Here is a 25,176-nt window from a genome sequence, read left to right as displayed (position 1 = left end):
ATGTTTCAATGCACTCATGGCAATGAATTTGGTGCAAAAGTAAACTAGTTGAAGTTCTTATAAAGCAAACCAGTAAGTAAATTTCAACATAAAGACATTTTGCGAATCGGCTCCAAAAATATCGCTAAATACGTTGCCAAGCGAGGGATCATAACCGCGTTGATAATCAGAGATGGTATTATTCCAAACGAAGTAAAAAGTTGAACCTGCACGGAATTCCCAGCGGGCCACTAAATTGGAATTAAACTCTTTGAAGGTAAAATCGGGATTGTACATCCGGTACGAGCCATTATTTTCCTCTGTGAAAGTATAAATATCATCATCTAAACTGCCGGCCAAATTGATATATCGTTCATTCAAATCACGGCTACTTCCAATATTAACCCGCCGAAAATCTTTATACTTCCCAATCGATGCATAGGGAGATGCATAATATTGCAACGAAAATTCCGGAGTAATAAAATACTCAAGCCTCAAAGTCGATTCCAGCGTTTTCTGATCAACTTGACCAACAATATACCCAGGATTACCATCCGGCAATTTAACTCTTCCTGCATATTGATGATAGTCGGTGTTGGTTTGATAAACGGTCTTCGATGACAAACTCAAGTTTTCACCCAAACGCCACAAAAGGTAGAAGGTATTTATATTTCGTAATGAAATTTTATCGTCGCCCCAAATAAACCTGGTACCGCCAGCAGCAAATAAATCCTTCGATGGATTCGATTGAATAAAAATCTCACTGTCCCAAGTTGGCTCTTTATATAGTATTGGTCCACCACGTAACTCTCGGGTATCGAAAATATCGTAGTCACGTTCCAAATTTAGATGAATGCTCCACAAATTTTTAAAGCGCATGTAGGCGTGCGAGCCAATTTCCTGCTTCGTCTGCTCTCCTCCGTAACTCCAGTTCGCACTTTGCGTCAACCGAAGCCAATAGTTCCTCATGATTCCTTTGGGTTTATTAACCAGGTAACGCAGTTCAACTGATTCTTCCAGATAATCGGCCTGGTACATGTAGCCAATATCATTGAGATCGATCCCCGGTGAACGCCAGCTAAAAGAACCAATTGCCCGAAATTTACCACTGCGCTTTCCGCCTCTCACTTCACCCCCATGTCCCGAAAGCTGCTTCCGCGTATCATCATATTCCAGGTGATCTGCATCGGGCCGCTGATAATAATGCTGCGAAGACTGCTGCAAATCACTGATCGCTTCTTCAGAACCTTTCACCTGGCTAAAAAAGCTTTTCATATCTATAAAATACTTCCGCTTCCTCCAGTTGTGCACAAAATCAAGTCCTCCGGTTAGCGATGAATTCGGCAAGAATGACAATAAACTATCGTTGATGTTGCGATTAACGGAGGTAATCATTCCACCCAAAACCGTGTTCCCGTCATTAAAATCCTGCTTTATCCGGCCAACGGTGTAATTTGTCAGCGGCTCCACTGCATAATCAGTAACGCTATCAGTATTATATACCGAGGCGGTTTCTTTGCCTGTCAAACTATGCAGAAAACCGACTGACAAGCCATCTTTGCTTTTACCGGTAAGCTTAATCGCACTCAATATCGAGGTATTGTCCGGAATCGATAAGGTTTCGCCGTCAACCACACTTGGCTCCAAACTGGGCGCATGTCCGATCCGACGGGAGTAAAACAGAAGATCGCGACCCGATGAATAATTCAGAACATTGTTCCCTTCTAAAAAGAATGGTCTTTTTTCATCGTAAAAAACTTCATAGGTATTCAGTGATAAAATTGAGGGGTCTGCTTCCACCTGTCCGAAGTCCGGGTTAATCGTAAAATCCATGGTAAAGTCAGAAGACAAACCAATTTTACCATCCAAACCAGCCCCAAACTTCCATTTTTCCTTTAAATCTGTATTTGGCGAATACTTGACATTGCCATAAGGCAGCAACTCAATTTTTCGCTTCTGCCCGATATTTTTGACCCCATTAAGTTCACCAAACAAATATACCGTGGCCGGAGCATCAACCGGGATCAGTTTCCAATGAATCTCTTCCCCCGAACGATCGATGTATCGCCAAATATGCATCCCCCAAGTCTGCTCATCAGATTTCGCAAAGCGAAGTTGGCTAAACGGGATCCGTATTTCTGCCGTCCACAAACTATCTTGTATGTTTGTTTTGGCATCCCAAATAGCATCCCAATTATAATCGGCCTCTTGAGCACCTAAGTGCATCAGATCTATTTTCTGTCCTGCAGCAGTCACATCAAATTCAAAGGCAGTTCGGTTATCTGCGTAAGTATCCAACGCAATTCCAATCATGTCTCCGCTATATTCGTCTCGTCTGCTTAAAATAGATCGGATTCCCTTCGAATCATTGTCAAAACACCTGATGCCGACATACAAATTGTCCTCATCGTAGCACAAAGCTACTTCTGTTTTTTGTGAAGGTTGTTTAGCTTGTAAGGGTTGTTGCTGAACAAAACTGTCATCCCAGCGAGCAACTGACCAACATAATTCGTCTAAGTCACCGTCAATCTTAATCCGATCATCAATTTTGAAGGTCGAATAGGTTTTTTTCTCACTAGCGTAGCGATTAACCAAGGAATCAGTTGACAACTTATACGTTATCTGATCCTGGCTAAAACAATTGGTAAAAGTTAGGAAAAAAGCAACAGTGCTTACCAAACAACCACGCACAAACATAATTTTAGTTTAGAATATTCACAAATATAAATAATTTAACAAATGCATCAACTATTCGATAAAATAATTTACACTCAGATAGTTGATAAATCGAATTAACCGGAATAAACTTTTTTAAACAAACATGGTTTAATGTTGTACAATTTAAATAGCTTTATTATTTTTTAATATCTAGATATTTATAGTATTAAAACCAAGTTATGGGAAAAATCAACAAAATCCTGGTGGCTAACCGGGGTGAAATAGCAGTCAGAATCATGCGCACCTGCCGTGAGATGGATATTGCTACTGTAGCTGTTTTTTCTGATGCCGACCGTACTTCGATGCATGTGCGCTATGCAGACGAAGCCTATTACATCGGACCAGCTCCATCAAAAGAAAGTTACCTAAGAGCCGATAAAATTATCGAGGTAGCGTTGAAGTCAAAAGCCGATGCCATTCATCCTGGTTACGGCTTTTTATCTGAAAATTCGGAATTTGCCCGATTATGCTCTGAAAACAACATTATTTTCATTGGTCCCTCTCCTGAGGTAATTATCAAAATGGGGGATAAAATTCAGGCTCGTAAGGCCATGATTGCAGCGAGCGTTCCGGTCGTTCCGGGAACAACTGAAGCAATTTCATCGGAAGACGAAGCATTGAAAACCATCGGAAAAATCGGGTTACCGGTTATGATCAAAGCATCCGCCGGTGGTGGTGGTAAAGGGATGCGCCTAGTTAAAGAAGAAAGTGAAATTCTTTCCTCTGTGCAAGCTGCTCGTTCTGAAGCATTAGCTGCTTTTGGAGACGATGCCGTTTACATTGAAAAGTATGTGAGTTCGCCCCACCACATCGAATTCCAGGTATTGGGTGATGAACACGGAAACGTTATTCATTTATTTGAGCGCGAGTGTTCCATTCAACGCCGCCACCAAAAAATGGTTGAAGAAACTCCTTCCCCATTGATGACTCCGGAATTGCGAGAGAAAATGGGAAGGGATGCTGTAAACGCAGCAAAAGCAGTTAATTATATGGGCGCCGGTACTATTGAGTTCTTGGTTGATAACAACCTGAACTACTATTTTCTGGAGATGAACACCCGTCTTCAGGTAGAACATCCGATTACAGAACGTGTTACCGGAGTAGACCTTGTAAAGCAACAAATCTTTGTTGCAGAAGGACGGGAACTGCTGTTAAAACAGGACGATCTCCGTCAGAAAGGACATGCTATTGAGTGCCGGATTTATGCCGAAGATTCTGATAACAACTTCATGCCGAGTGCCGGACGTATCCACAACATTACAGAACCACTAGGGCTTGGCGTTCGTACCGACGGTTATGTTTACGAAGGGTATGAAATCCCAATCCACTACGACCCTATGATTTCCAAGTTAATTATTTGGGCAAACAACCGGGAAGAGGCCATACAGCGTATGCGGCGTGCTTTGTACGAATACAAAATTACCGGTGTAAAAACATCGATCAAGTTTTTGGAGCGTATTATGGATTCCGAAGATTTTAGGAACGGAGATTACGATACCAACTACATTGAAAAAAACAGAGAAAAGTTGTTGGATAGCGGCGCTTGTGATATCGTGTCGCAAGACATGGTAATCATTGCAACCTACATTGATTACATCAACCGCTTAAACAAAGTCATCCCAACTAAACAGTTGAATCCGGTTGAAAACCGTTGGAAAAAATACAGCTATCAAAAGAATTTCGACAGACTTTAAAAAGACCTATTATGCCAATTGATGTAAAATTAGATGATCGTATTGCGAAAGTCAAAGTACTGAACCAAAACGAAAATCTACTTGAAATTATGGTAGACGATCGAGTCTACCTGGTTGATTTGATGCACAATGATGAAGGGACTTTTTCTATTTTGGAAAACAACCGCTCCCACAACATTACCCTCGTGCCGTCGACCAAAAAGAAGGCCTACACAGCCTATACGCTTTACGACACATTCGACCTCGAAGTAATTGATGCTGAAGCCCGTTACATTCGCAACCGCGGTGATGGTGTAATGGTCCAAAGTGAAAAGAAAATTACAGCTCCTATGCCCGGAAAGATCGTGAAGGTTCTGGTTGAAGCCGGACAGGAAGTTGCCAAAGGACAAACTGCAGTCATTATTTCTGCCATGAAAATGGAAAGTGAATACAAAGCTGCTTTGGACGGGGTCGTAAAAAAAGTGAACGTAAAAGCCGGAGACACCGTCGATTCAAACCAAGTGCTCATTGAAATTGATTAAAGGCACAATCATTTTTCGATAAACACATCTTCCGAGGCACGGAAGAGCAACAAACATTACATGAATAGTTTCTGTAACAAATTAAAAGAACTATGGACTTAAAAGCAAAATTTGATTTTTTTGAAACAATAAATAAACAAGCGGAAATTGGCGGAGGCCAGGAACGTATTGACAAACAACATGCCGGCGGTAAAAAGACGGCCCGTGAACGAATCCTGGAATTGCTTGACCCGGGAACATTCAACGAAATTGACAAACTGGTCACTCACCGCGCGACCGATTTTGGGATGGACAAATCCAAGATTCCGGGCGATGGTGTCGTAACTGGCTATGGCAAAATTAACGGTCGTCTGGTTTATGTTTTCGCTCAGGATTTCACGGTTTTTGGCGGAAGTATGAGCCGAACCAATGCCGATAAAATTGTAAAAATTCAGGAATTGGCTGTAAAAATGGGTAAACCGCTGATCGGATTGAACGACTCAGGTGGCGCCCGTATCCAGGAAGGTGTTCAATCGTTGGCTGGTTATGCCGATATTTTTTACAACAATGTACTTTCGAGTGGGGTCATTCCTCAAATCAGTGTTGTTTTGGGACCCTGCGCCGGTGGTGCCGTATACTCACCTGCGTTGACTGACTTTATTTTCATGGTCAATGAAACCAGCCACATGTTCGTTACCGGACCGGAAGTCATTAAAACAGTAACTCACGAAGACGTGAGTAAGGAAGAACTCGGAGGAGCGGTTACGCACACCAGCAAAAGTGGGGTTGCTCACTTTAACGGAGAAAACGAAGAGCAAACCCTAATGATGGTTCGCGAACTAATGAGCTTTCTTCCGTTGAACAACATGGAGGAACCGGAAGAAATTCCGTGTACCGACCCGATCGATCGCGAAGAAGAAGAACTGAATACAATTGTTCCGGTCGATCCGAACAGACCGTACGACATGAAAGACATCGTTTATAAGATCGTAGATGATGAACATTTCCTGGAGGTTCAACCACATTACGCGACAAACATCATTATTGGATTTGCCCGTTTTGGTGGACGTTCGGTAGGTATCGTCGCCAATCAGCCAGCCAGCCTTGCCGGAGTACTCGATATTAACTCATCGGCAAAAGCAGCGCGTTTTGTTCGCTTCTGCGATGCCTTCAATATTCCTATTGTCACCTTAGTTGATGTTCCAGGATTCTTACCTGGCACAACACAGGAATTCGGTGGAATCATCAAGCATGGTGCCAAGTTACTTTATGCTTTTGCTGAAGCAACAGTACCAAAAATCACTTTGATCACGCGCAAAGCTTATGGTGGTGCTTACGATGTGATGTCTAGCAAGCACATTGGGGCCGATGTAAATTATGCTTATCCAACCGCCGAGATTGCGGTAATGGGGCCGGAAGGAGCCATTAATATCCTGAGAAGAGATATCAAATCGGCTGAAGAAAAAACAAAAGCTGTTGAAGAATATCGAGACGCTTTTGCCAACCCATACCGAGCTGCTTCTTTAGGTTATATCGACGAGATTATCTACCCGAAAGATACCCGGAAGAAAATTATCAGTGCACTGGATATGACGCACAACAAACGGAAGTCGAACCTTCCCCGAAAACACGGAAACATTCCTTTATAAATATCCAAAAGCCTCTTCATCGCAAGAGGCTTTTTTTATTTCCTGCCGAAGCTTCCTGTTAAGCATTTTTAAGGCTTCTGTTAAGGTCACTTGCTTACAATTTATTATTTTCGGCATCGCAATTAAAATAACCTGATTCTACAATCACCAATTAAAAGTGTAATGAAAATAAAACATCTGAAGTTGACCGCAAAGACCGTCAAATCATTTTTGCCTGCCGTTTTAATTTTATTCAGTTTTTATTCCTGTAAAAAAAAGTCTCACGATCCGCGAATTGTACTGGACCATACCTATAAAAAAGAGATCATCGCCGGCCGTGAAGCTATGAGAGTATACCTGGTTGGAAACACCTCCGGAGTATCTGTTTCTGTTTCCATTGGCGGGAAAACAGTTTGGTCTGAAGGGCTTGGCTATGCGAATGTGGAATTGAAGTCGCCTGCACGTCCTGAAACCAAATACCGAATTGGTAGAAGCTCTCAAATGTTTGCAGCCATGCTGATTGCCAAACTACAGGAAGAAGGAAAACTAAATGTTAACGATTCGTTTCGTAAGTACATTCCCGACTATCCTGAAAAACAGTTTGATTTCAACATCTATAATCTGGGCACACACTCAGCCGGATTCCCTGAAAACAATGAGAACGTTGTTTTGAATAAAGGAAATTTGAAAAGCTTGAAAGAGTATATCAAAGCATCGGAAAATGACACACTGGTCTATCCGCCAAATGCCTATTTCGCCGTAAATGACTATGGCCCATGTTTGCTCGGTATTTTAGCTGAAACGATCGAAAAAACAAGTTATTCCAAACTTGTTAAAGAGATGCTGCTTGACTCGCTTGGGATGGACGAAACAATCCTGGACAACCCATCATACATAACTTTGAATCGAGCGACTCCATACGATCGCAACTTTGTTGCACAGCTCGTCAATGCCCCCGCAATTGATTCCCGATTCATTGCACCGGCCTATGGCTATTTGTCGACGGCCGATGACCTGAACAAATTGGGCCAAATCATCCTCAAAAAGGAATTCTTTTCAGAAGAAAGTTACAAACTGTTCTTCACTCGAAATAAGTTGGACAATGGCTTTGAATCAAACTTTGGATTTGGTTGGAATATCTACACCGACAATCAAGGCCGAAAGGTGTATATCCAACAAGGCAATACAATTGGCGGAAGTTCATTCCTTGCCATCTTCCCTGATCAAAAACTGGTGATCAGTTTATGTGCCAATATGCAGGATAATTCAGAAAGCTTACCTTCCGGTAAAATTGCACAAATCTTCCTTGACAAGATAGATCCGGTTAAGGAACAAGAGCCAATGAAGGAAAAAGACAAAGCTTCAGAATAGTCAACTGAGAAATTCTATCATTAACGATAAAAAAGGAAACCGGTTCACAGCCGGTTTTTTTGTGCACAAAAAAGGAGGCATCCAAATCGGTGCCTCCTTTGAAAATATTGTCGAAACCGGATTACCAGGCAAATAATGGCAAACCTTTCATCATTTCGTTTACACGCTTGCGAACTGAAGCAATAACTTCTTCGCTGTCCGGATTAGACAATACCTCGTCGATCAATTCAACGATAACAGGCATCGCGTCTTCTTTCAAACCACGGGTTGTAACCGCAGGCGTTCCAACGCGCAGACCTGATGTTGTAAAAGGTGAACGGCTATCGAAAGGAACCATATTCTTGTTGATGGTGATATCTGCCAAAACCAAGGTGTTTTCAGCTTTCTTACCAGTCAATTCGGGGAATTTGGTACGCAGGTCAATCAACATACTGTGATTGTCTGTTCCGCCTGAAATAACTTTATAACCTTTATCGATGAAAGCCTGAGCCATCACCGCAGCATTCTTTTGCACCTGCGCCTGATACACTTTGTATGAAGGATCTAAGGCTTCACCAAAAGCAATCGCTTTCGATGCAATTACGTGCTCCAGTGGTCCGCCTTGTTGTCCGGGGAAAACAGCGAAATCCAATACAGCCGACATCATTTTAGTTTCACCTTTTGGTGTTTTGAAACCAAATGGATTGACAAAATCTTTGCCCAACAGGATGATACCACCACGAGGTCCACGCAATGTTTTATGAGTTGTTGAAGTAACAACGTGAGCATGTTTAACCGGGTTTTCCAGCAAACCGGCCGCAATTAGTCCGGCAGGATGCGCCATATCAACCATAAGCATAGCTCCAACTGAATCAGCGATTTTACGCATACGGGCATAATCCCATTCACGAGAATAAGCAGAAGCTCCACCAATAATCAGTTTTGGCTGGTGTTCTTTGGCCAGAGCTTCCATTTCGTCATAATCAACCATTCCGGTATCTTCTTTCACATGATACGCGATTGGTGAATACAATATACCTGAAGAGTTCACCGGAGAACCGTGAGACAAGTGACCACCATGAGCCAAATCAAGTCCTAGGAATTTATCACCGGGTTTTAAAATTACGCTAAGCACAGCAGCATTGGCCTGAGCCCCCGAGTGTGGTTGAACGTTGGCATATTCTGCACCGAAAAGTTCTTTGATACGGTCGATGGCCAATTGCTCAGTCATATCCACAATTTGACAACCGCCATAATAGCGCTTGCCCGGATAGCCTTCAGCATATTTATTAGTCATAACAGAACCCATTGCCTCCATAACCTGCTCGCTAACAAAGTTTTCAGAAGCAATTAGTTCGATTCCGCTTAGCTGACGCTCGCGTTCTTTTTCAATAATGTCAAATACTAATTGATCTCTTTTCATTTGGTATATGTTCAAATTTTGAATATTCTGAATGTTCACAATCCGCCGCAACGGATAACGTCTTTAAAACGAGTGACGTTTAAGCCGCAAAGGTAAACTTTTTTAGCAGTAGCTGAAAAGAATAGAAATCAACAATCATCAAAATTTATAAACCTTCTCGATTCCTTTACACTGAATTTTCTAACCGATATGCTGGCCAAACTTTTTCCGGTATTGTAAGGGCGAAAGTCCGGTGACTCGTTTAAATTGACGGTTGAAGTACGAAATGCTGTTGAAGCCGCTTTCCACTGCAATATTCCCAAAACTGTGATGGCTTCCTGCAATTTGCTTCCCGGCATATTCTACACGCATTTCATTCAGAAACACCGAATAGGACTTTCCTGTACGCTGTTTGAAATAGCGACAAAACGCATTAGGCGTCATACTGGCAATCGACGAAATCTGGTCAAGGCTAATGTCCGATTTAAAGTTTGTGGAAAGGAAATTGAAAATCACATTGATGCGTTCATTATCGGCTTCCTTCGACGGAGTGATGTACCGCACCGAGGACAAAGTCTTCGTATTTTCCGATTTGGCAAAAATATTCAGGATACTCATCAGGTTCTGAAAACGCTGAAATCCATCCTGTTCCCGACTCGCTTCAATCAACTTTGCAATCTGCTCCCGATCGTCACCAAAAACTTTTACACCCATCGAGGCTTGCTCAAGCAGTCGCTTTATGTGTGCCATTTCAGGAATTTCGAAGAACTGCGAACCAAAAGTTTCATCTTTAAAAAATAAGGAGATGCTGAAAACGTCCAGGTCAAGATCACCCTGATAATAGACACCATCACATTTTGAAACATGCGGTACGTTCTTTCCAATCAGATATACATCGCCCGGCACAAAACGCTCCACATGATTTCCGATAAAACTGGTTCCTTCCCCTTTTATTATAAAGGTAATTTGGTGCTCCGGATGATAATGAATCGTATCGTAAAAATGAGGTCCGTCGTCTAATTGGACGCGAAAAGAGTTTCCCCCTGTCTTTGGTATAACAAACCGTACTGCCTTCATCCGATAATTTCCTTTTTTATAAAACAAAAATAGAGAACACCTCTTTAAAATCATTCTAACATTGATCAATATTACCCTATTTTCTATTAATAAAACTAAACATTGATAAAATAGTTCAAAATATGGCTAAAATAGGCAAAACCAGAGACGTATTTGTCCGATATCTTTGTCGTAGAATAATTTTTAAAACGTAATACAATATGAAACCAACATGGACAGGTGTTTACCCAGCGGTAACAACAAAATTTAAAGAAAACGGAGAACTGGATGTTCCAGGATTCATTAAAAATATTGAATTTCAAATTGAATCCGGAGTATCCGGAATTATCATCGGCGGTTCGTTAGGCGAATCGAGCACCTTAAGTGCCGAAGAAAAATTGCAACTGGTTGAAGCCCTCCAACCTTATCGCGAAAAAGTACCGGTAATTATGAATATTGCCGAGTCGAGCACGGTGCGTGCCATTGAGGCGGCCAAAGCTGCAGAAGCAAATGGTGCAGACGGTCTGATGCTTTTACCACCGCTGTTATACAAAGCCGATGCTGACGAAACAGTTGAATACTTTAAAGCTGTGGCTGCTGCAACCTCATTGCCAATTTTGCTTTACAACAACCCGGTTGATTACAAAATTGAAATCACCATCCCGATGTTTGAAAAATTGGTTGATGTAAAAAACATCGAAGCAGTAAAAGAATCGACTCGCGATTTGACAAACATCACTCGCATGCGCAATGCATTTGCAGACCGCTTCAAAATCCTAGGTGGTGTTGATACGCTTAGTCTTGAGCCTCTTTTACTTGGCGCTGATGGTTTGGTTGCCGGGTTGGTTTGTGCCTTCCCTAAAGAAACTGTTATTATGTACCAATTGGCAAAAGCCGGCAAAATTGATGAAGCTGTAAAACTTTATCGTTGGTTCATGCCTTTATTGGAAATGGACATCCACCCCAAATTGGTTCAGTACATCAAACTGTGCGAAGTATATACCGGAATCGGAACAGAATATGTTCGTGCGCCAAGAAAAATTCTTTCTGGCGACGAACGCGCAAAAGCGATTAGCACAATTGAATCAGCACTGAGCACCCGTCCTGTTTTTTAAGCATTTAAAAAATTAAGAGACTTATGTCAGACATGAAAACAAGAGTCAATCAAGCGATGGAAAGTGCCTTGTCAGCTTTCGCCACTTATAAAAAAGTGTCGGGAAAAGAACGGGCCGCTTTCCTTCGTTTGATCGGCGAAGAAATTAAAAACTTAGGTGATGAGCTAGTTCAAACAGTTGTTGCCGAAAGTAATTTGCCTGAAGGCCGCATCCTTGGTGAGCGTGGCCGAACAATCGATCAGTTAAACAAATTTGCCGATTTGGTAGAAGAAGGCTCCTGGTTGGAAGCAACAATTGATGTGGGCGCCCCGAGCCGTCAACCGCTTCCCAAACCCGACCTTCGCCGCTTAATGGTACCCATCGGACCGGTAGTTGTTTTTGGTGCCGGTAATTTCCCGTTGGCCTTTTCTGTAGCCGGAGGAGACACGGCCTCAGCTTTGGCTGGCGGGAACCCAGTGGTTGTCAAAGGTCACCCCGCTCACCCTAAAACCGGAGAACTAGTCGGTAAAGCCATTGAAAAAGCAGTAAAAGCATCTTCTTTGCCCGAAGGTACTTTCAGCTTCATTCAGGATTCTGGATACGAATCCGGTCAGTTGTTAGTTCAACATCCGGTTACCAAAGCAGTCGGATTCACCGGTTCGTATGGTGGTGGAATGGCCTTGGTTAAATTGGCTTCGGAACGTGAAGAACCGATTCCTGTGTTTGCCGAAATGGGGAGCATCAACCCGGTCGTCATTTTAAAGGAAGCGCTTGCAACAGAATATGCATCCATTGCAGCCAAGTTAGTCGCTTCTGTAAACATGGGAGCAGGTCAGTTCTGCACTAACCCGGGATTGGTGATTACCACAAAAACAGCAGGTTTTGAATCTTTTGTCGAGGAACTGGCAAAACAGGTAAAAGCTACTGCTGGATCGAAAATGTTCAGCGAAAGTGTTTTGCGCAACTACAAATTGAACTCGGAGAAAATGTTTGCCCATTCCGAAGTTATCCTGGTAGCGCAAGGAGAAGAAGCCGCGGATTCCGGCCAGGTATCACCTGCAATTGCAACTGTATCGGCCAGCGATTTTATTCAAAAGCCAACACTGCACGAAGAGGTTTTCGGTCCATTCAGTTTGCTGGTTGTTTGCGACAGCGAAGAACAGGTTTTGGAAGTCGTAAAAAGCCTGAAAGGACAATTAACAGCCACCATTCACGGGTTGGAAAGCGAACTGCCAGAACAACAGGAATTGGTTGATAACCTGATCGAAAAATGTGGCCGTTTATTATTGAACGGCGTTCCGACCGGCGTTGAAGTTTGCGCTGCCATGCAACACGGAGGTCCCTTCCCTGCTGCCAGCGACTCTCGTTTTACATCGGTTGGCGTATCAGCCATCAAACGTTTTGTTCGTCCGGTTAGCTATCAGGATTTTCCGGAGGTAATGCTTCCGGCAGAGCTGCAAAACAGTAACCCATTGAATATTTGGCGTACGGTTGATAACCAATGGACAAAGGATTCAATCTAAAGAATTAGAACAGGATTTGCCCGAAAAACAGTTTTTACCGCTTTCGGAAATCGAGCATGACACAATAATAACTTTTTCACTTTAAAAAGGTCATTCTATGGCACGGAGATCATTTTTTTGTATTGACGGACACACCTGCGGAAATCCGGTGCGTGTTGTCGCCGGGGGAATCCCCAAACTGAAAGGCAAAAGCATTTTCGAAAAACGTGAACACTTTTTAGCCGAATTCGACTGGATTCGCACCGGTCTGATGTTCGAGCCGCGCGGACACGAACAGATGTCGGGTAGTTTTATTTTTCCGCCCGAAAATCCGCAAAACGACGCTGGAATCCTGTTTATCGAAACCAGTGGCTGTTTGCCCATGTGTGGACACGGTACTATTGGGACAGTGACGATTGCAATTGAAGAAGGTCTGATCATTCCGGAAACACCGGGAATCATCCGCCTGGAAACACCGGCAGGATTGGTGATTGCACATTACAAACAGAATGAGCGGGGCAAAGTAACCTCTGTAAAGATCATCAATGTTCCGTCATTCCTGTATAAAAAAGGGTTGACCGTTGAGAGTCCACACCTCGGAGAATTAACCGTCGATGTTGCCTACGGCGGAAACTTTTACGCGATTGTGGATGAGCAAAAAAACTTCTCGGGAATGCATCATTTCACGGCTGACGAACTGGTTTCTTACAGCGGTGAAATCCGGAAGCGATTGAATGAAAAGTATGAATTCATCCATCCTCAAAATGAAAAAATTTGCGGATTAAGCCATGTCCTGTGGACCGGAAATACCATGACCGAAGAAGCCGATGCCCGAAACGCTGTTTTTTATGGCGAAAAAGCGATTGACCGCTGCCCTTGCGGAACAGGAACGTCGGCCCGAATGGCGCAGTGGTTTTCCTTGGGTAAATTGGAAGTTGGCTCAAGCTTCCTGCACGAAAGTGTGATCGGCAGCCAGTTTATTGGTACAGTCGAAGAAAAGCTAAAGATCGGCGATTTCGATGCGATTATTCCAGGTATCGAAGGCTGGGCCAAAGTTACCGGCTACAACCACATTATTATTGACGATGAAGACGATCCGTATGCCCACGGATTTCGTGTGGTCGGAAAACTTTAACAGCCATGAAAAAGAAAGTAACCATCATCGGAGCAGGCACAATCGGATTGCATTGTGCCTGGTTTCTACTTCAAAAAGGGTATGAAGTAGAAGTTATTGAAGCGCAGGCTGAAAATGATGAAAGTGGCTGTTCGTATGGAAACTGTGGTTTTATTGTTCCCAGTCATTTTATTCCGCTGGCATCGCCCGAGATGCTGAAGTCAGGGATGAAGATGCTGTTTGACCGTAAAAGTCCGGTTTATTTGCCTCTAGGTAAAAACATCAAACAAATTCCCTGGTTTCTAAAATTCATGGCTTCAGCCAACAAAACACAAGTTGGCAAAGTCATCCCTACGCTCTACCAGTTAAACGATGAAAGCCGGAAGCTTTACGAAATGCTCAGCAAAGAATCGGACAATCAAACAGAATATGAGCACAAAGGTTTGCTGATGGCCTCAACCACTGCCGAAGGCTTCCACGAAGAGGCGGAAATTGCGAAAATCGCCAATTCACTAGGCATTGCCACTCAAAAGCTGGATCAGCTGGGATTGAAAGAACTGGAGCCTGACGTAAACTTTAGTTTAAAAGGAGCCATTCTTTACAAAAGCGACGGTCATATTAATCCAACATCGCATCTGCGCTGGCTAAAAGAACAGCTCAAAAACAAAGGAGTTGACTTTCATTACAACTCCCCGGTTGTAAAAATAATGCTGTTGAAAGGAAAAGTGCAGGAGGTAATTACACAAAAAGGAAGACACAAAGCCGACGAATTTGTGTTGGCAGCAGGAGCTTATTCCTGCCAAATTGCAGCCAAAGCGGGTATCTCGCTTCCTGTTATTTCAGGCAAAGGGTACAGCATTGATTTTGCCAAATCGGAACTGCAGCTGAAAACACCGATAATTCTAACCGAAGCAAAAGTGGCTTTGACGCCACTCCAAAACAATATTCGACTGGGAAGTGGCATGGAGTTTAACGGTGCCGTCGGTGAAGTGCGCCTAAACCGTGTTCAGGCAATACTTGATCGCACCCATCAGGCTATTCCTTCATTTAAAAAGCAAACCGCTTCTGAATTAAAGATTTGGGAAGGCTTAAGGCCTGTCACTCCTGATGGCGTCCCATTCATCGGCCGCACCAAACAAGCAACTAATTTACTGGTAGCAGCCGGCCATGCAATGATGGGAGCCAGTTTAGGACCGATTACCGGTAAGATTATCAGTGAACTGGCGGCTAACGAAGAAACAGGTTACGATCTGAATATTCTTCACCCAAATCGCTTTTAAAATGAAAATCAAGTCGAAAAAAATTTTATAAAACACGTATTTACGGCATTTTTCAAATAATCTTTTATAAAAAATCCACGTACACAAAGTTATCCTCTCTACATATTTAGCCTTCACATTCCATATGGTTGAATAGAATTTAGCGATGTGTACGACATCTTTTTTTAACTGAAAATTTGAAAAACATGCCAATAAAAAAACTAAAAGAATTCTTGGACCGGAATAAAATTGAATACATCACGATCAGACATTCACTGGCATACAACGCACAACGAATAGCTGCGACAACTCATATTCCGGGCAAAGAGATTGCAAAAACAGTTATTGTAAAAGTTAACGGTCAAATGGCCATGGCTGTACTACCGGCATCTTACATGATTAACTTACGCTTGCTCCGCGAAACGACTGGAGCAAGGAACGTTGGTTTAGCAAGCGAAATGGAATTTAAAAATCGCTTCCCCGATTGTGAATTAGGCGCAATGCCTCCTTTCGGAAATCTGTATGACATGGAAGTTTATGTAGCCGAAAGTCTGACCGAAGATGAAGAAATTTGCTTCAATGCGGGCACACATGTGGAGCTGATCCGCATGGCTTATGCTGATTTTGAACGACTGGTTGAACCTGTTGTTCTTAGATTTTCAAAAGCTTTATCAGCCTAACTATTGGTGTAAATAATTAAGGGTAACAATTCTTCTTCAGGAAACCTCCAAGCTTCATTTGGAGGTTTCTTTTTTTTATATGACTTTAGCAAGAAACAAAACTGAATACCGAATGAATACCCAAAAACGCCCTTTGCTTTTAAGTTCCGCATTAACATTAAGTACCATCGGTAGCAGTATTGCAACAATCTCGTATTTGGGTACTTTCATTTTTTACAAGCAGGCCCTTCCCTACATCGAAAAATTCACCAACACCCTGACTCCGGAACTGATTAGCCGATTTTACATTCTGGCTTTAGCTGTCATCTGCTTGGTATCACTTCTGGGAGTCGTGAAAATGTGGAAAAGCCAAAAAGCAGGTTTCTTTATCTATTTGATCGCTCAATTGTGCTTATTTGCCTTACCTCTCCTTTACATTGGCTCGCACGCATTTTCGAGTACCAATGCGATTTTCACCTTGTTGTTTGTCACGATTTACGGTGTTTTCTACAAATCCTTCCGGCAGTAATGCATCGGTATCTCAAATGAAGAAATACAGCCGAAAAATCATTATCTTCCTTCGGTTGTCAGGTACTTTGTCTACTCCAACAAAATGAAATCCTCTTCCTGTTAAGCCGACTTGCTTAATCGTGCGACAAGGTTCGGACGAAATTCCGGTAGTTCGAGAACACTTTTGCCCGGGAAATGAAGCCCAAATATTTGCCATCATCCAAAACAGCCAGGTTGAAGCGCCCACTACTTTCAAACTTTCCGGCAACCTTCAACATGGTATCGCGCGGTGAGATATAATGTTCGGGCATGTACATCAAGTCCTTCACATAAACCTGATCATACAAGTCGTGATTAAAAATGAGTTCGCGAATATCATCCATCTTTATCATTCCCTTCATCATACCAGCCTCGTCAACAACCGGAAAAAGATTCCGTTTCGACTTCGCAATTACTTTGGTTAAATCGCCCAAAGTTGCATCAGGTGACACAACCGCAAAATCAGTTTCAATCAACTCTTTCACCGCCATAAAGTGCAGCACTGCCTTATCCTTATGGTGCGTAACCAACTCTCCTTTGCGTGCCAATGCTTTGGTATAAATTGAATAGGGTTCAAACGCCATAATTGTGACGTAAGATGCTATTGCCGCTATAATTAACGGAAAGAACAGCTGATAACCGCCGGTAATTTCTGCCGTGAGGAAAATCCCCAGCAAAGGCGCATGCATCACACCGGCCATCATCGCCCCCATTCCCGCCAAGGCAAAATTATCGATCGGCAAATTCAACCCAAGAATTAAATTGAAAAAGCTGGCGACAAAATAGCCGCCTATCGCACCAACAAAAAGGGTTGGTGCAAATATACCACCAACACCACCACCTGCAGTAGTGGCAGTCATGGCTATTACTTTGACGAAAACCAATAACAACAGGAAAATCACGATAAACCATTGCGAATCTTTCAAATTGAAAAACAATGAATTATCCAGCAAATCGGGTCCTAAACCATTAAATATCTTATCAATGCTATGATATCCTTCCCCCCATAACGGTGGAAAAAGGAAGATACACAATCCAAGAATTGAACCTCCAACCAAGATCTTGTAAAGCGGTTTCTTCAATAGCTTGAAACGCCGCTCCAAATACATGGTCATACGGGTAAAATATAGGGAGATAAATCCCGAGAATACACCCAGAATGAGGTAAAAAGGCACATTCGTTGCGTCGAACGAATTGACCAGTTCAAACTTGAAAAGCACCTCATCACCCATGAAGTAGTAGGCCAGCACTGCTGCCGAGATCCCGGAAATCAACAATGGAATCAGGGATGCCATGGTCAAATCGAGCATCAATACTTCGAGGGTAAACACAATACCAGCCAAAGGCGCTTTGAAAATCCCGGCGATTGCTCCGGTAGCACCACAACCAAGCATAAGCATGGTTTGCGCATGGCTAAGGTTTAAAAGACGCGCCAAATTCGAACCAATTGCCGAACCGGTTAAAACAACAGGGGCCTCTGCTCCGACAGATCCACCAAAACCAATGGTAAATGTACTGGTAATCATACTCGAAAAAGTATGATGCCCCTTCAATTTTCCTTTATTTAAACTGATGGCACCCAATACTTTCGACACACCGTGCCCCAAATCATCTTTAATCAGTAATTTGACAATCAACACCGTGATGGCGATACCAATCAACGGAAACGCTAAGAACAAGTAACTTTCGTCCGAGCTTCTTAAATTACCAACGAGGGTTTCGCCCAACAGGTGAATCAGATTTTTCAACAATAAAGCTGCCGTCCCACACACAACTCCAATCAACAAACTTAACCAGTAAACTTTTTTCGAATCGGCCATTCGGTTAAACATGGTCAATAATTTTGTCTTCAGTTCCATCATATTTACAAAAGCTTATTCATACGAAAAGTGACTCATTTTTTTTCGGTAAGAAGAGAATACCTTCGCACGGGAAATAAACCCGATATACTTCCCTTCATCTATAACTGCAATATTATATCGTCCTGTGGCTTCAAATTTTTCAACAACCTGTTCCATCACATCTTTTGTCGAAATAAAATCCTCGGGCAAATACATGAGATCACCAACTTTGACCGAGTCGTACAGTTCTTGTCTAAAAATCAAATGTCGAATGTCATCCATTTTGACCATACCTTTGAGATAACCTTCATCGTCGATCACCGGAAAGAGATTTCGGTGTGCGGTGGAAATTGCCTCCGTTAAGTCGCGGAGAGTGGCATCGGGGTGCAAAGTAACAAAATCCGTTTCAACTAATTTCTTGACTTCCATCATCTGCAACACATTCTTGTCCTTATCATGGGTCATCAGCTCTCGTCGTTGCGCCAATTGTGAGTGGTAAACTGACTTTGGTGCAAAAGTCTTAACCGTTATAAATGAAAAAGTTGCCGTGATCATCAACGGAACAAACAAGAGATATCCACCGGATATATCAGCAATAAGGAAGATACCTGTAAGCGGAGCGTGCAACACCCCGGCAATGAGTCCTGCCATACCAATCAGTGCGAAATTGTTCTTGTCAATTTGCTGGGTCCCAAAGCGATCAACAATGACAGCGAACACCGCTCCAACGTTAACTCCGGTAAAAAGAGTGGGTGCAAAAATTCCGCCAACACCTCCGCTGCCCAGAGCCAGAGACGTCGCCACAACTTTCAGTAAACTAATTGATAACAGCAATACAACCATCAAAAAATAGTGATCTTTCAGGTAGAAGAATATCGAGTTATTGTACAGATAACTATAATCACCAGCCAGGCATGCATTGATCGCCAGATAGCCTTCTCCATATAGTGAAGGGAACAAAAAGATCAGTAAACCAAGCAGTAATCCACCGTACAAGAGACGTGTCCAAATACCGGGAATTCGTTCAAAACGATTTGTTATAAAAATGTTAATCTTTGTGAAATAAGCTGAAACCAATCCGGTGAGAATCCCCAGTGCAATGTAGTAAGGCAAGTCTTTGACCACAAAGGTGCTTTTCACGGCAAAGGGATACAGAACATCATGACCCATAAAAAAGTAAGAAGTCATTACCGCGGCCGACGATGAGAGCAATAAGGGTACCAGCGAGAAAGTCGTCAGGTCGATCATGATCACCTCAACAGCAAATACAATGGCAGCAATTGGCGCCTTGAAAATAGCAGCCATAGCAGCTGCCGACGAACAGGCCAGCATCAAAATTGTGGTTCGGTAATCGAGATGAAACAAGCGGGAAAGCACCGAACTGTAGGCCGCTCCCGAGACCACCGTTGGTCCCTCCAACCCGACCGATCCGCCAAAACCAACGGTCAATGCACTGGTCACCATCGAGCTGTAAAGATTGTGTTTGCTCAATTCTCCTTTTCGCTGCGAAATACTGTGCAGCACATTCGGTATTCCCGGACGAACCGGTTTTCGAACAATGAACCGGACAATCAGCACGGTCAACAATATCCCGACAATCGGCAGAATGAAATAAATGGAGTTGGCTTCGTTTTTCTGAGTGATGAGGCTGACGAAGTCCTGCAACTTCCAGACGAAGTTCTTCAGCAAGGTGGCCAAAATGCCTACAATTATACCAATGACGACACTCAACAGAACAATAAATTTGCGTTCACTTAAGTGTCGAAGCCTCCAACGGTGGAAACGTGCTGCATAAGAGAGCTTGCCTGGCATCTTTTCTAAATTTAACCAATCGGAAAAGATGATAAGTTAAGAATCTATTTCTTCTTTTTAAAGATATCTTTGATCGATTCCCAAACTTTTTTCTTACCCGTTTTCTCTTTTTCCTGCTTTTCCTCGTCCTTCCTGTCCCGATCTTTCTTCTTAAAAATATTACCGATTACATCGCCGATCGACTCAGGCGCTAGCTCCTCTACGTAAGGCGGTACCGATAATTTAGCCAATAACTTAGGCGAAGGTTGACGGAACGATGCATATTGAAGTCGTTTGTAGCGATTGTCGGAGTATAACTTGCTGTAGAACTTTCCAACAATCGGCAGAGCCATATAAGCCCCTTGTCCGTAGGTTCCTGTCCGGAAATGAATAGCAGGATCGTCAGCACCAACCCAACAACCTGTGACCAGTTGTGGGTTCATCCCCATAAACCAGCCGTCAGCATGATCTTGTGTCGTTCCGGTTTTGCCGGCAAAATCACCATTTACATGATAAACGGACCGAATACCAACACCAGTTCCTGCGGAAATCACAGATTCCATCATGCGAACAACCATCCGGCAATTCTCAGGACCCAGATCTGTTTTGATCGGGGTTGGTTTTTCAAACTTAGTCAGCACATTGCCTTGTGGATCTTCAATTGAAACCAGGTAATGAGGCTCAATGTACACGCCATCGTTCAGGATTGCCGCATAAGCAGCAACCATTTCTTTCAAACTAATCGAAGCGACTCCGAGAGCCAGCGAAGGGAACTCCGGCAACTTAGCTTTAACGCCCAGTTCGCGGGCCGTTTCAATCACTTCATCAATACCGGTTTCCATCAGCACCTCAACAGCTACCGTATTGATAGATTTAGCCAACGCTCCCTGCATGGAATAATAACCTTCGTAATCCGGATGTGAGTTCTGCGGCGACCAATCCTGGTAGTCGTGGTAAACCTTCCTTTCGTTCGAGAAGTAGTCGTCGGGCTCCAGACCGTTTTCCAGTGCTGCCAGGTAAACAAAGGGTTTGAAAGTTGATCCCACCTGCCGGCTTGAGTTAACATGATCGTATTTAAAATAGCGGAAATCAATTCCACCAACCCAGGCCTTTACTTCACCGGTTGAAGGTTCAACTCCCAGAAAACCTGCATTTAATAAACGCAGGCAATGTTTTAGCGAATCCAGTGGGGTTGTCACAACCTGTTTATCACCGCCCCAGTCGAACAGAACCATCTCTCGTTTCTTATTGAAAGCGGCTTTAATTTCCTCGTCCGATTTGCCTGCAGCGTTCATTTTCCGGTAGCGATCCGACTGTTTCATGGCCCGCTCCAAAATTGCCGTTTTTTTAGACCATGGCGACGAACCTTTCCAGTGGTTGTTGAATACGTTTTGCAGGTTCTTCATGTATTCTTTCACCGACTGCTCAGCAAAATACTGATAGTCGAAATTGACCGTTGTCTTTACTTTCAGACCATCGGTATATAAGTTGTACGGATCTCCATTCGCCTTTTTATTATCCTTACACCATTCCACCAATTCGGGTTTCAGCATTTCAAGGAAGTACGGCGCCGGCCCTTCGTTATACGAAATACGTTTGTAGTGAATGACCAAAGGCTTTTGCTGAAATACATCCCCTTGTTTCTCTGTCAGGAACTCGTTTCTCACCATCTGTGCGATCACCACATTACGGCGTTCTTTCGATCGCTCCGGGTGCAAACGCGGATTATAATAATTGTTCGCCTTCAGCATCCCCACCAAAACGGCAGCTTCATCAACGGTCAGGCTTTTGGGGTTTTTGTTGAAAAAGCGTTCAGCAGCCACTTCTATCCCATATATATTTTCACCAAAAGGAACCGTATTCAAGTAAAGTGTCAGAATCTCTTCTTTGGTATAAATACGCTCCAACCGATAGGCGATAATCGACTCGCGCAGTTTATTAACCGGCATTGAAAAAACGCCCATATCGTTACGAGGAAACAAGTTCTTGGCAATTTGCTGGCTTAGCGTACTTCCCCCACCCGCATTTCTGTTTTGCAGCAGAATTGATTTGACAAAAACACGCATCAAAGCAACCTCATCCACGCCGCGATGCTCGTAAAAGCGTGAATCTTCGGTTGCCACCAAAGCGTGAATCACATTGGGCGAAATCTCATCATAGCTCACATTACTGCGATTTTCGACATAGTAACGCCCCAGTAACCGACCGTCCTCAGAGAATACTTCAGAAGCCTGTGGATTTTTAATGTCGTGCAACTGCGATGTACTTGGAACATAACCCAGAAATCCCAAATAAACGAGGGTGAAGAACAAGGCAAAAAGTACGATTCCAATACCGGCAACTTTGAGCATAAACAGCATGAAACGTTTGCCCGATGAAGAGCTTTTTCGGGATTTTTTCCTTCGCCCGGTACTGGCTTTTTTGCGAGATTTTGCTTTTGGTGTCGTTTTTCGAGTTGTTTTCTTCGGAGGCATATGAGTATTTTTCCCTTTTTCTGTTTATTAACAACGCTTTTCGTCGTTTCTTACAGTCATTACTTAGTCTGCATTCTTATCAGACCAAAACTATATAAATAAGCTCAAACGACTTCACTATTTTTTGATGATGTAAAAAACTTTTCAAAAATATAATTGTACTTATTGACACAGAGTAAACTCAAAAGCAATGAAAATATGTATCACGGGAGCTTCCGGATTTATTGGTCAATCATTGATTCAATCGTTTAAAGAAAAAGGCTACGAATGTGTCTACGTTAAACGCAAGTTGCTTTACGAAGCCGACAACGAACTGACCGAAATATTAAGTGGAAGCGATGCGGTAATTAACCTGGCAGGCGCTCCAATTATGCAACGATGGACCGAGGCCAATAAGAAAACCATCTACAGTAGCCGGGTCGACACAACCGCTAACCTGACTGAAGCGATTCGAAAAATAGCAACTGACAAACGTCCCAAAATATTTATCTCGGCATCCGCTGTTGGCATCTACCGGGCTGGAGATACACACGATGAAACCAGTACACGCGTCGATCCTGGTTTTGTGGGGCAAGTGGTCACCGATTGGGAAAAAGCATCGAAAGAGCTTCCGAAATCTGTTCGGCGTGTCATTTTTCGGATCGGTGTTGTTTTGGGCAAAGATTCGCAAACGATGAAGAAACTGCTTCCCCTTTTTCGTTTGGGATTGGGCGGTAAAATAGGTTCCGGCAAACAGGCTTTCTCCTTCATTCATATTCACGACCTTGTTGCTGCTTTTAACGAAGCACTTTCAAACTCCAAATTTGAGGGAACTTACAACCTGGTCGCCCCCGATCTGATTAGCTATGCCGACTTTACCCGCGCTTTATCCAAAAGCTTAAAACGACCAGCATTTTTTCCTGTTCCGGCTTTTGCAATCCGGCTTATTTTCGGCAAAACTTCTGAATTGATTTTGGAAGGACCAACCGTAATCCCCAAAAGATTACAGGAAGAAAATTTCAAATATCGCTACCCAACCCTATTAGCGGCAATGGAGGAAATCGCTAAAAACTAAAAAAGCCCTGAAAAACAGAGCTCTTGAAACTATCCAGATGTAAATCAATTTAAAAATCCAATTTCCCCTGCGGATCGTTTGGCTGTGTGAGTTGATACTCTTCAATGATCTGATCAATCGTCATCAAACATTTTCCACAACTTGTTCCGGCACGGGTGGCATATTGAATATCGGAGGCATCCAATGCACCTTTTTTTAACTCATTGATGATTTCCTGCTCCGAAACCATATTACAAATACAAACCAAACGGTTACTCATGCTCAAATCTACTTTTTCTGTTACTTTCTAAAGCCACCCCAATTGAAGGCTATTTTTCAGTCAGTCTGTTTTCAATATGCAGGCGAATTTTCCGGTAAGCATCAATAACGCGATCTCCTTTGGTCATCGAATCATAAATCTTTTTAATCAATTGCCGGTCGGTCACCCAAACGAAACTGGCTTTAAAATTTAGATCATAAACCATAGACATGAGGAAAAGTTTAAAATCAGCCAAAGATTGGAGGTCCTTTTTCAATACCGGCTTTTCCGCTAACAAGCTCTTCAACACAGCTTCGCTTGCAGCAGGCAATTTCGGAAGGTTATAGCTGATATTTGGCAACGTGAATGTTCCATCGCGTTTCAACAAGGAAACAGCCAGCTCCCAGTTATCCATTTTATCGGCATCGCGCAAGATTTGAGCAAATTGCGAGACCCGCTTGTCTTTAGACGAAAAGTTGAATTTGTTATGTCCGCCAATCACCTCAACCACCAGCTTTTGAGATTCTTCATCCATGTTGATGAAAAATTGCTGTTCCGAAATCATCTGAACACTTAAAAGAGCGTGATCTTCAGACTTGGAATCGTCAAAGTGCTGATATTTTTCAAATTGAATAAACCGGCCAACATCGTGGAATAGTCCAATTAGTTCAATCAAATCCTGATCGGCTGCATCCATTTCCAGCGCTTCGGCCAAATGCAAACAAATGGCAGCCACCCTTACAGAATGATCTTTTTTCATCTGTAAGTTCTCAGCAACAGCAAAGTCGGATGCTTTAATGAACTTTTTAGCTATCTCTCCGAAGTACTTCTTCCCCTCTTCAATTGTATGTTGATCCATATATAGTTTTCGCAATAAGTGCCAAAAGTAGCTTATTTCCTTCATTTGAACCGGAAAGCAGGCGTCAATTTATCAACAACCACTTGCTTATATCCCCCGAACTTAAGTTTTTAAAATTTTATGCCGGGGAAAAGAATGTTTTACTATTTTTGCATCGCTTTTGGTCCCATAGTTCAATGGATAGAATACAAGATTCCGGTTCTTGCGATCTGAGTTCGAGTCTCGGTGGGATCACTAAAAGTCGCTATTTTAGCGACTTTTGTTATTTATGGGAAACGAATTAGGGAACACAGTTCTATAATTTTGCTTCTAACTTTTACTACTTTGTTTCCATTTACCCCCGCCGACCGGGAACACCCAATATGTACCTTGTCGGAATTCCGCCAAGCTCTACCAAGAAAACCACTGGATATAC

General features: G+C 42.9%; 19 protein-coding genes and 1 tRNA gene. 12 read left to right on the top strand and 8 right to left on the bottom strand.

Features of this window, described 5'->3' with window-relative positions:
* Positions 1–57 precede the first annotated feature (57 nt).
* Positions 58–2,589 (bottom strand): DUF5916 domain-containing protein, encoded by a 2,532-nt coding sequence (locus tag GJV22_RS19195; protein WP_205461962.1) that lies wholly within the window; start codon positions 2,587–2,589, stop codon positions 58–60.
* Positions 2,590–2,876: 287 nt separating this feature from the next.
* Here GJV22_RS19195 and accC point away from each other — a divergent pair, with 287 nt between their 5' ends.
* The 4 genes from accC to GJV22_RS19175 all read left to right on the top strand — a co-directional run bounded on the left by accC (position 2,877) and on the right by GJV22_RS19175 (position 7,890).
* Complete coding sequence (gene accC, locus GJV22_RS19190; RefSeq protein WP_163717654.1) at positions 2,877–4,391, top strand: acetyl-CoA carboxylase biotin carboxylase subunit; 1,515 nt, start codon at positions 2,877–2,879, stop codon at positions 4,389–4,391.
* A gap of 11 nt (positions 4,392–4,402) precedes the next feature.
* On the top strand, positions 4,403–4,912 hold the full coding sequence (locus GJV22_RS19185) for an acetyl-CoA carboxylase biotin carboxyl carrier protein subunit (RefSeq protein ID WP_163717652.1): 510 nt from the start codon (positions 4,403–4,405) through the stop codon (positions 4,910–4,912).
* A 92-nt stretch (positions 4,913–5,004) separates the two neighbouring features.
* Entirely contained in the window at positions 5,005–6,540 is a 1,536-nt protein-coding gene (locus GJV22_RS19180) for an acyl-CoA carboxylase subunit beta (RefSeq protein WP_163717651.1), read from the top strand.
* A 162-nt stretch (positions 6,541–6,702) separates the two neighbouring features.
* On the top strand, positions 6,703–7,890 hold the full coding sequence (locus GJV22_RS19175) for a serine hydrolase domain-containing protein (RefSeq protein ID WP_163717649.1): 1,188 nt from the start codon (positions 6,703–6,705) through the stop codon (positions 7,888–7,890).
* A gap of 121 nt (positions 7,891–8,011) precedes the next feature.
* Here the strand turns inward: GJV22_RS19175 and glyA are convergent, their stop codons facing one another.
* Together glyA and GJV22_RS19165 are read right to left on the bottom strand one after the other, a co-directional pair.
* Positions 8,012–9,292, bottom strand: coding sequence for a serine hydroxymethyltransferase (glyA, locus tag GJV22_RS19170; protein WP_163717647.1), 1,281 nt, complete (start codon positions 9,290–9,292; stop codon positions 8,012–8,014).
* Positions 9,293–9,472: 180 nt separating this feature from the next.
* Positions 9,473–10,348 carry an AraC family transcriptional regulator gene (locus GJV22_RS19165; protein ID WP_163717645.1) on the bottom strand — a complete coding sequence of 292 codons (876 nt, stop codon included), beginning with the start codon at positions 10,346–10,348 and terminating at the stop codon, positions 9,473–9,475.
* Positions 10,349–10,548: 200 nt separating this feature from the next.
* On the opposite strand from GJV22_RS19165, the gene GJV22_RS19160 reads away from it, so the two are divergent.
* The 6 genes from GJV22_RS19160 (at position 10,549) to GJV22_RS19135 (ending at position 16,484) form a co-directional block, all read left to right on the top strand.
* Positions 10,549–11,442, top strand: coding sequence for a dihydrodipicolinate synthase family protein (locus GJV22_RS19160; protein WP_163717643.1), 894 nt, complete (start codon positions 10,549–10,551; stop codon positions 11,440–11,442).
* Between the two features lie 32 nt (positions 11,443–11,474).
* A complete protein-coding gene (locus GJV22_RS19155) occupies positions 11,475–12,944 on the top strand; it encodes an aldehyde dehydrogenase (NADP(+)) (RefSeq protein WP_163717641.1) in 1,470 nt (489 codons plus the stop codon).
* Positions 12,945–13,041: 97 nt separating this feature from the next.
* Entirely contained in the window at positions 13,042–14,058 is a 1,017-nt protein-coding gene (locus GJV22_RS19150) for a 4-hydroxyproline epimerase (RefSeq protein ID WP_163717639.1), read from the top strand.
* Positions 14,059–14,063: 5 nt separating this feature from the next.
* On the top strand, positions 14,064–15,317 hold the full coding sequence (locus tag GJV22_RS19145; RefSeq protein WP_163717637.1) for an NAD(P)/FAD-dependent oxidoreductase: 1,254 nt from the start codon (positions 14,064–14,066) through the stop codon (positions 15,315–15,317).
* A 185-nt stretch (positions 15,318–15,502) separates the two neighbouring features.
* Complete coding sequence (locus GJV22_RS19140) at positions 15,503–15,976, top strand: aminoacyl-tRNA deacylase (RefSeq protein WP_163717635.1); 474 nt, start codon at positions 15,503–15,505, stop codon at positions 15,974–15,976.
* 112 nt (positions 15,977–16,088) lie between these two features.
* Positions 16,089–16,484 carry a hypothetical protein gene (locus GJV22_RS19135; RefSeq protein ID WP_163717634.1) on the top strand — a complete coding sequence of 132 codons (396 nt, stop codon included), beginning with the start codon at positions 16,089–16,091 and terminating at the stop codon, positions 16,482–16,484.
* A gap of 115 nt (positions 16,485–16,599) precedes the next feature.
* Here the strand turns inward: GJV22_RS19135 and GJV22_RS19130 are convergent, their stop codons facing one another.
* The 3 genes from GJV22_RS19130 to GJV22_RS19120 are packed head-to-tail and all read right to left on the bottom strand — an operon-like array spanning position 16,600 to position 22,610.
* Positions 16,600–18,366, bottom strand: a complete 1,767-nt coding sequence (locus GJV22_RS19130) for a chloride channel protein (protein WP_205461961.1) — start codon at positions 18,364–18,366, stop codon at positions 16,600–16,602.
* Positions 18,367–18,378: 12 nt separating this feature from the next.
* A complete protein-coding gene (locus tag GJV22_RS19125; protein ID WP_163717630.1) occupies positions 18,379–20,157 on the bottom strand; it encodes a chloride channel protein in 1,779 nt (592 codons plus the stop codon).
* Between the two features lie 44 nt (positions 20,158–20,201).
* Positions 20,202–22,610 (bottom strand): penicillin-binding protein 1A, encoded by a 2,409-nt coding sequence (locus GJV22_RS19120; RefSeq protein WP_163717628.1) that lies wholly within the window; start codon positions 22,608–22,610, stop codon positions 20,202–20,204.
* A 190-nt stretch (positions 22,611–22,800) separates the two neighbouring features.
* Here GJV22_RS19120 and GJV22_RS19115 point away from each other — a divergent pair, with 190 nt between their 5' ends.
* Complete coding sequence (locus tag GJV22_RS19115) at positions 22,801–23,664, top strand: TIGR01777 family oxidoreductase (RefSeq protein WP_163717627.1); 864 nt, start codon at positions 22,801–22,803, stop codon at positions 23,662–23,664.
* Positions 23,665–23,713: 49 nt separating this feature from the next.
* Here GJV22_RS19115 and GJV22_RS19110 read toward each other — a convergent pair whose 3' ends face one another.
* Complete coding sequence (locus GJV22_RS19110) at positions 23,714–23,923, bottom strand: (2Fe-2S)-binding protein (protein ID WP_163717624.1); 210 nt, start codon at positions 23,921–23,923, stop codon at positions 23,714–23,716.
* A gap of 49 nt (positions 23,924–23,972) precedes the next feature.
* Positions 23,973–24,761, bottom strand: a complete 789-nt coding sequence (locus tag GJV22_RS19105; RefSeq protein WP_163717622.1) for an HD domain-containing protein — start codon at positions 24,759–24,761, stop codon at positions 23,973–23,975.
* Between the two features lie 162 nt (positions 24,762–24,923).
* Here GJV22_RS19105 and GJV22_RS19100 point away from each other — a divergent pair.
* Positions 24,924–24,995: transfer RNA gene (locus GJV22_RS19100), tRNA-Arg, on the top strand.
* Positions 24,996–25,176 lie beyond the last annotated feature (181 nt).

The sequence above is a fragment of the Mangrovibacterium lignilyticum genome (genome assembly GCF_010882175.1).
GTDB lineage: Bacteria > Bacteroidota > Bacteroidia > Bacteroidales > Prolixibacteraceae > Mangrovibacterium > Mangrovibacterium lignilyticum.
This window is presented reverse-complemented; position numbering and strand designations above follow the sequence as displayed.

What these genes read in the sequence shown, in the direction of transcription:
- accC (WP_163717654.1), top strand. Translation starts at nt 2,877, where the DNA reads ATGGGAAAAATCAACAAAATCCTGGTGGCTAACCGGGGTGAAATAGCA.
- GJV22_RS19185 (WP_163717652.1), top strand. Translation starts at nt 4,403, where the DNA reads ATGCCAATTGATGTAAAATTAGATGATCGTATTGCGAAAGTCAAAGTA.
- GJV22_RS19180 (WP_163717651.1), top strand. Translation starts at nt 5,005, where the DNA reads ATGGACTTAAAAGCAAAATTTGATTTTTTTGAAACAATAAATAAACAA.
- GJV22_RS19175 (WP_163717649.1), top strand. Translation starts at nt 6,703, where the DNA reads ATGAAAATAAAACATCTGAAGTTGACCGCAAAGACCGTCAAATCATTT.
- glyA (WP_163717647.1), bottom strand. Translation starts at nt 9,292, where the DNA reads ATGAAAAGAGATCAATTAGTATTTGACATTATTGAAAAAGAACGCGAG.
- GJV22_RS19165 (WP_163717645.1), bottom strand. Translation starts at nt 10,348, where the DNA reads ATGAAGGCAGTACGGTTTGTTATACCAAAGACAGGGGGAAACTCTTTT.
- GJV22_RS19160 (WP_163717643.1), top strand. Translation starts at nt 10,549, where the DNA reads ATGAAACCAACATGGACAGGTGTTTACCCAGCGGTAACAACAAAATTT.
- GJV22_RS19155 (WP_163717641.1), top strand. Translation starts at nt 11,475, where the DNA reads ATGAAAACAAGAGTCAATCAAGCGATGGAAAGTGCCTTGTCAGCTTTC.
- GJV22_RS19150 (WP_163717639.1), top strand. Translation starts at nt 13,042, where the DNA reads ATGGCACGGAGATCATTTTTTTGTATTGACGGACACACCTGCGGAAAT.
- GJV22_RS19145 (WP_163717637.1), top strand. Translation starts at nt 14,064, where the DNA reads ATGAAAAAGAAAGTAACCATCATCGGAGCAGGCACAATCGGATTGCAT.
- GJV22_RS19140 (WP_163717635.1), top strand. Translation starts at nt 15,503, where the DNA reads ATGCCAATAAAAAAACTAAAAGAATTCTTGGACCGGAATAAAATTGAA.
- GJV22_RS19135 (WP_163717634.1), top strand. Translation starts at nt 16,089, where the DNA reads ATGAATACCCAAAAACGCCCTTTGCTTTTAAGTTCCGCATTAACATTA.
- GJV22_RS19130 (WP_205461961.1), bottom strand. Translation starts at nt 18,366, where the DNA reads ATGATGGAACTGAAGACAAAATTATTGACCATGTTTAACCGAATGGCC.
- GJV22_RS19125 (WP_163717630.1), bottom strand. Translation starts at nt 20,157, where the DNA reads ATGCCAGGCAAGCTCTCTTATGCAGCACGTTTCCACCGTTGGAGGCTT.
- GJV22_RS19120 (WP_163717628.1), bottom strand. Translation starts at nt 22,610, where the DNA reads ATGCCTCCGAAGAAAACAACTCGAAAAACGACACCAAAAGCAAAATCT.
- GJV22_RS19115 (WP_163717627.1), top strand. Translation starts at nt 22,801, where the DNA reads ATGAAAATATGTATCACGGGAGCTTCCGGATTTATTGGTCAATCATTG.
- GJV22_RS19110 (WP_163717624.1), bottom strand. Translation starts at nt 23,923, where the DNA reads ATGAGTAACCGTTTGGTTTGTATTTGTAATATGGTTTCGGAGCAGGAA.
- GJV22_RS19105 (WP_163717622.1), bottom strand. Translation starts at nt 24,761, where the DNA reads ATGGATCAACATACAATTGAAGAGGGGAAGAAGTACTTCGGAGAGATA.